At 69.4% G+C, this 1,479-nt stretch carries 1 protein-coding gene; it reads left to right on the forward strand.

The features are described 5' to 3' along the window. Positions 1–90 precede the first annotated feature (90 nt). Positions 91–1,479, forward strand: a 1,389-nt coding sequence (locus ACFV9O_RS40395; protein ID WP_385428076.1) for an NF041680 family putative transposase, incomplete at its 3' end; no start/stop codon positions are given.

A 1,479-nucleotide genomic window follows, 5' to 3' on the forward strand; every position in this document is an offset into this window, starting at 1 on the left:
CTTGAGATTTATCCTCCGCTCTCGGTCGGCTCGTTGAGTTGACCGGGGGTTTCGCCGTTCGGCGGACAGCGGAACGGCCTCGGGGTGATCATGTGCGCTGTCGAGACGCTGAAGATCACCACCAAGGCCGCGAGGATGAGTCTGCTGAGCGAAGCCGCCCGTGTCGAGTCCCTGACCGCCTTGTCCCGGTTCCGGACCGACTTCTTTGCCTGTCTGCCGACCCGGGCCGACGCCCTGTTCGAGCTGACCGACGCCATTCTGTGCGCGGACGGCCCGGTCACCTCGCTGGTTGAGCTGTCACTGCAGGAGCACTTCCGACGCGGCCACGGAGCCCTGTACGACGCCCTGGCCTGCGGAGGCGTCGACGAAGAGCGGCTGCGTTCCCTGCTTGTCCGTCAACTTCCGGACGAGCCACTGATGTTCGGCGTTGATGCCTCCACCTATCCGCGGCCGAGCGCCGAATGCTCCCCGGGCCGGGGTCACCACTACGCGCCGTGCCGCTGTGACGGCGACCGCAAGACCATTCCCGGCTGGCAGTTCCAGTGGGTCACCGGTCTGGAATGGGGTTCGGCATCCTGGACACTGCCCGTGGACGTGTGCCGCATCCCGCCCACGGCCTGCCCCGTGGCCACGACCGCCGACCAGGTCCGCGGCGTCGTGCACCATCTCGCCGAGCAGGGCAGGCTCCACGTCAAGGAAAGGCCGGCGCCGCTGTTCATCTTCGACCAGGGCTACGGGGCCTCGGCCCTCACCCACGCCCTGGCCGACCTCCCGGTACAGCTACTCGTCCGCATCGGCGCCGACCGCGTCTTCTACGACGGCCGCCCCGGTCCGCGTAAGCCCGGTCCCGGACGCAACGGCGTGCACGGCCACCGCTTCGAACTGTCCGCCTCCGTTCAGCTCCGCCGCCCCGACCAGCTACTCGTCGTGCCTGACACCCGCCGCTACGGGCGCGTCGAGGTCCGCGCCTGGCACCACATGCACCAGAAGGTGCAGCGCAACGGCTACTTTGCCGACCAGTACCCGCAGAACTTCACCCGGCTTCCCGTCGTCGACGGCACCGTGATCGAGGTGCGGGTCGAGCGGTTGCCCGACGGGCGCAATCCGCACCGACAACTGTGGCTGTGGCACGCCGATGCCACCGGTACCCCGCCGGACCTGGACGTGCTGTGGCGGTCCTACCTGCGCAGATTCGACATGGAACACACCTTCCGGCTCCTCAAGTCCGAACTCGGCTGGACTGCCGCCCGCCTGCGTACCCCAGAGCAGGCCCTGCGCTGGACATGGCTGGTCGCCGCCGCCTACGTCCAGCTCCGCCTCGCCCGCCATCTCGCTGTCGACCTCCGCCGCCCCTGGGAGAAACCGCCCCGGCCCGGCCGAGGACTGAGCCCCCACCGGGTCCGTCGGGGATTTCGGCATCTGCGGGATCGGCTGGGCACCCCGAGCCATCTGCCGAAAAGCAGTCGCCCCGGCCCCGGG

This window comes from Streptomyces sp. NPDC059909 (assembly GCF_042730885.1).
Lineage (GTDB): Bacteria > Actinomycetota > Actinomycetes > Streptomycetales > Streptomycetaceae > Streptomyces.